General features: G+C 41.7%; 5 protein-coding genes. 2 read left to right on the top strand and 3 right to left on the bottom strand.

Going from position 1 to position 5303, the window contains the following annotated elements:
* The 3 genes from H6S82_RS16590 to H6S82_RS16580 form a co-directional block, all read right to left on the bottom strand.
* Positions 1–1578, bottom strand: a 1578-nt coding sequence (locus tag H6S82_RS16590; RefSeq protein WP_191056440.1) for a hypothetical protein, incomplete at its 3' end; no start/stop codon positions are given.
* A gap of 285 nt (positions 1579–1863) precedes the next feature.
* Positions 1864–2046, bottom strand: a complete 183-nt coding sequence (locus H6S82_RS16585; RefSeq protein ID WP_190465975.1) for a hypothetical protein — start codon at positions 2044–2046, stop codon at positions 1864–1866.
* Between the two features lie 149 nt (positions 2047–2195).
* On the bottom strand, positions 2196–2657 hold the full coding sequence (locus H6S82_RS16580) for a hypothetical protein (RefSeq protein ID WP_191056439.1): 462 nt from the start codon (positions 2655–2657) through the stop codon (positions 2196–2198).
* 260 nt (positions 2658–2917) lie between these two features.
* Here H6S82_RS16580 and H6S82_RS16575 point away from each other — a divergent pair, with 260 nt between their 5' ends.
* Entirely contained in the window at positions 2918–3580 is a 663-nt protein-coding gene (locus H6S82_RS16575) for a DUF6753 family protein (RefSeq protein WP_190474231.1), read from the top strand.
* A 148-nt stretch (positions 3581–3728) separates the two neighbouring features.
* The coding region (locus H6S82_RS16570) for a DNA cytosine methyltransferase (protein ID WP_191056438.1) at positions 3729–5303 on the top strand (1575 nt) is incomplete at its 3' end.

The following is a 5303-nucleotide window of genomic DNA, read 5'->3' as shown; positions in this document are numbered from 1 at the left end:
GTCTTCTCTAACGCGGTATGTCTGCTGACTGAAAGATAAGTAATTGTCAATTCGGATCGTCGAGTAAGTGAAATTAGCTTTGGTAATAGTATTGCTGTTAACCCCTTTCAAATTCGCTAAAAATTCACCCGTCGATTTGTCCTGAATTATAGTATTACTTTGATTTTCACCGCTACCTTGAAAGATATTCAAATCGTCATAAGTTAATCCGCCGGTGAGGCCAATTAAATCCAAACCATAGCCAAAATCGACGATTAAGTCGGCATCGCTGATGTTGGGGCCACCTGTGCTGCGAAAACCCGATTCTTCGTTGCGTCTGCCGATGACGAATACATCGTCGCCGCTACCGCCGTCGAGGCTGTCTCTACCTAAGTCTCCCCAGAGAACGTCGTTGTCTTTGTCGCCGTAGAGTAGGTCGTTGCCTTGACCTCCCCAGATTGTATCGTTGTTGTCACCGCCGCGAATTGTGTCCTGACCTTGGTTGCCGTAAACTAAGTCTTCGCCTTCGTTGCCATTGATGATGTCGTCGCCACCCAGACCGCAGATGGTATCTTTACCTTGTCCGCCAAAGAGAACGTCTTTGCCATCTTTGCTGGTGTCTGTCTCCACAGTTATGGTACTAAAGACCACAACACTTATAGTTGTTTCAAATGTCTCAGTATTGGTATCGCCATATAGCAGGTCGTTACCCTCGCCGCCGATGGCAGTGTCATCGCCTACATCTCCATAAATGGTGTCGTCGCCTTTGTCACCAAATAGTAAGTCGTTGTTATCGCCACCGCGAACAAGATCTTGGCCTTGACCGCCACAAGCTGTGTCGTTGCCTTCATTGCCGTTAATGATATCTGCGTCTTGATTGCCGTATAGAAGGTCGTCGCCACCCAGACCGTAGATAATATCTTCGCCTTCATTTCCGTATAATACGTCGTCGCCATCTTGACTGAAGTCTGCATTTATATCTTCGTCGCCGACTAAGAAGTCGTTACCTTCGCCACCATATCCCGTGTCGTCGCCTAGATCTCCATAAACGGTATCGTCGCCTTTGTCACCAAATAGGGAGTCATTGTTATCCCCACCCCTAACAAGATCGTTGCCTTGACCGCCGCGAACTGTGTCTTTCCCTTTATTGCCGTTGATGATATCTGGGTCTTGATTGCCAAATAATAGGTCGTTACCACCCAGACCGTAGATAATATCTTTGTTTTCATTTCCGTATAATACGTCGTCGCCATCTTGGCTGAAGTCTGTCTTTAACTCTTCGTCGCCTATCAGTATGTCGTTACCCAGACCGCCATAGCCTGTATCGTTGCCCAAATCCCCATAAACGGTATCGTCGCCTTTGTCTCCGAAAACCCAGTCATCATCTTGACCGCCCCGAACAAGATCGTCGCCTTGACCGCCACGCACAAGGTCTTTGCCTTGGTTGCCATTGAGGATATCTGAGTCTTCGTTACCGTTGATAATGTCATCCCCTTCCATCCCGAAAACGATGTCATCACCTGCAAATGCCCGAATTATGTCAGTAATGGATGAGGAAGTCAGGAAATCTTTGCCGGATGTTGTGTTATAGTTATCCACTTTTTTATCCTCTTCGGTAGATGTACTGAAAAAAAGTAATTTTATCCTCCTGATTATCAGGCCAATAGGGAGAATACGTACAAACTTTTATAGCGTATCCTCCTTAAGGGAGATTTGCAAAGGCACTTAACTATGTGAATTCAAACAATTTATTTGGAAAGTACTGTTTGGCAAAGGCTCATAAAAACTTCTCACCTTTTGATAAGGCTGACAATGGGGTAGATAATTATACTGAATAGTGAGGTCGATCGACGATCGTAACAGAATTTTTTCCGAATGGAAAAATTAATCACAGACCAGACTTGGCTTTTTGGCTCTTCTGGTATAAGTAGTAAAAATTTTGACAAATAACCCTTTAACCGTCCTCAAGTTAGTAGCAATGAAAAGAGGCTTGCCTGCGATCGCAACCTTGTAAATGCACCCGTATAAACGCGATCGCCCGCCACCCAAATCTGTAAATGCACCCATCTGTAATATTACTAACAAGGGTTTCAGTCAGAACAGCCAATTTTTTGTTTGCAGAATTATAACACCAAAAGGGTTACTTACTTCTAACTTACCCAGCCAAAAGGCTAACCATATCACACCAGGAAACTCGATCTATTATTGCCTAACGCTCATCCTCGGTAGAGATTGTATAACGGAAAACAATCGAAAGTGACCTGGACAAATGCCCAGGTCAGCTTTAGCTTAATGTCAAGCAGATGATAAAATATCCAACCTATTTGGTTGAACATCATAACGTTTGATGGCATCGGCGAGACATCAAACTGTGTAATACTCACAGCATTACCAGGCCCGGAGGCATCCAGATCGTAACCTATATAGCGATTTCCACCGCTACTGTAGAGGAAGAAAAGCGCAGTTTGCGAAGTACCGTTTTGTTGGGACAATTCTAAATCTACTTCCGCAACATTGGTGAAGTTAATAGTGGAATCACAGTCCAGTAAAAGAGCTTGACAAAAGCAACATAATGTGGAATAAGCTTTAGACTGCGGCAGGGCGAAGCATTTGGACAGAAAATCTTGGGTTTTGTGCAATAAATTGTCGCCCAAATGCTTCTCCCCTACACAAGACATATTTCGTTCTTTTTGTCAATTTATTCTACTGGACTGGCGCTCTAGATATGAGCGACAGCATCAGGATTTGAAGCTCTCTGACGCACCCTACTAATTGTAGCTGGAAGCGATTTACAAAACAAAACATAGATCGCTTTAATTATGTCTAAGTAGTCGGACAAAAGTAATCAATACTGTGTTAATTTTTGTAAAAGTTACGCGATCATTGCCAGCAGGCTGATTGAGGGTATTCATAAAACTTAAGACAGTTAACATTATTTATATCCGACTACTTAGATATTACTCTGGAGGGTCAATCTGAGGAATATCGGCGCAAGGTGTTGGAGTTGGCTTTTAAGGGTAAAATTGAGCCAACTGACCCGATATTTCTGATTTTACTGGCTACGGGGCGATTGGAAGTGCTGATTCGAGAAAGTCCGAAACCGGAGGATTTTGAGTTAGCGTTTACTCACTGGATGGGGCGGATTAATAAGACGCTGGCGAATTACGAACGGGTGGCGGTGGAGAAGCAAGAGGGGCAGATTGCCTCTGCTGTTCATTCTCTGGTGCGTCAGACAGAATTGACGAAGGTGGCGACATCTGCACGTTCTTTGGTGGCGGCGGCGGGTGTGCTATTGACGACGTTGGGTGTCGGTGCTTTGATGGGATGGATGGGTATGCTTTGGTCGCAAGGAGGGTTTGCGCCGGGGGAAGCGGTTCATTTGACTCAGGAGCAGGCGGAGGCTTTGCGGTGGGCGACTAGCGCTGAGGGGAAGTTTGCTCGGAATTTGATCAAGTGGAATTCGGATAGTCTTACTGGTCTAGAATGTAAGAAGGATGTCAAGCGATTGGGGGTAACTCTGGAAGTAACCGGAAGGCCAGCGACTTCAGGATTCTGTACCGTTTGGGTAGAACCTGTGGAAAAGCGAACTTTTAAAGATTGAACGTCAGTTATTTACATAATAGATACAGAACAAATATTCGCTGCCAATAATTTTCCTGCTTTGCATCGCTTTAAATTGCGAAATAAACTGAACGAATTTAAACTGATTACGATTGATTTAGGATAATTAAAGGATTATTGGTCAAGCGATGCTTAGTGTTGTAAGTCTATTTAGCGGTTGTGGAGGCTTAGATATTGGCTTTAAGGAGCTTGGATTTGAGCTAATATATGCTTGCGATATTGATCCTGCTGCGGTTGATTGTTACTCAAGAAATGTAGATCAAAATGTATTCCTGCAAGATGTTACATCTAGCGATTTCCATAAAGATATTAAGCAGTTAGGACACTGCGATGTAGTTTTAGGTGGTTTTCCATGTCAAGGTTTCTCTAAAGCGGGGCCCAAAAATGAGAATGACAAAAGAAATACACTGTATACTCAGATGTGGGAAGCAGTTAATAAATTGCGACCTGCAATTTTTATTGCAGAAAATGTAGATGGAATTAATCAAAATTTTAAAGGGAATTACCTAAAACGTATTATAGAAGACTTTAAACAGATTGGGTATAGAGTCGAATATCGTACTCTAGATGCTGTATGGTTTGGAGTTGCACAGCACAGAAGAAGAACTTTCTTCATTGGTGTTCCAGAAGAAGCAGAGAATACATTTCATTTTCCATCTCCTACTTATGAGATTAAAGCAAGGAATGGAGAATACAAGTTATTACATGGGTTAAATTTTAACGAAATTAGTTCTAATAATTTAAAACCAGTTTTGACAATTAAAGATGTCATTTCAGATTTACTTGAGCTTGATCGTGAAATCCCAGATCATAAAGTTGTTAATAACTGGCCGGAAACCTATAAATTTATATTTAAAAGTATAAAGCAAGGACAAAAGCTTTGTAATGTTAGGCACGCTTCTACATCTGTATATACTTGGGAAATACCAGAATTTTTTGGAGAAGTTACTGAAAGAGAGCGTATTATTCTTGAAAATATAGGAAAGCATCGCCGTCATAAAAAGTACGGGAATATACCTAATGGAAATCCTATACCCGCTAAAGAAATTGAAACGCTTTCGCAAATTACTGATATTGAATTAGAATTAAAGTCCCTAATTTCTAAAGGTTATTTGAAGCAAAAAGACAACAAGTATGATTTAAAAGGAGCAATGTTCTGTTCAGGTTTATTTAAAAGACCGTTTTGGAATGAACCGTCACCCACTATTCTTACTAACTTTTATAATCCGCGTTATTTCCTGCACCCCCTCAAAAATAGACCATTTTCATTACGAGAGTGTGCCCGTCTCCAGGGTTTTCCAGACAATTTTATTTTTACTGATGATGGTTCTCAGCTAGATCTCGTCAGTGGATATCGCCTAGTTGGTAATGCTGTACCTCCTCCGATATCAAAACTATTTGCTAAAGCTACATTGGATTATATTTGTAGTTCTCAAAAGCATCTTTCTATTTTTCAGAAAGACCAATCGATTTCCCTGTCTCAACCTTTAATGTATTCGGCCATGAAAGTACCTACAATCGCGCTAGATTTACAAACCCAACTGAAAGAATTTGATATCTGGATTACTCCATCTTTAGGAGAAATCCAAGATAGTGAACGTTTTCAGCGAGTAATGGATAGCGTAGTGGAAATTTTTGAATCATTAGCAGCAGCGACAAGCAATTTTAATCACATAGACTCATGTAAAGCTACTGCCATAGCT

This window comes from Planktothrix sp. FACHB-1355 (assembly GCF_014748295.1).
In the GTDB taxonomy this organism is placed as follows: Bacteria; Cyanobacteriota; Cyanobacteriia; order Cyanobacteriales; family Aerosakkonemataceae; genus Aerosakkonema; species Aerosakkonema funiforme_A.
Note: the sequence above shows the minus strand (reverse complement) of the source record. Positions and strands in the feature narration are given on the sequence as shown.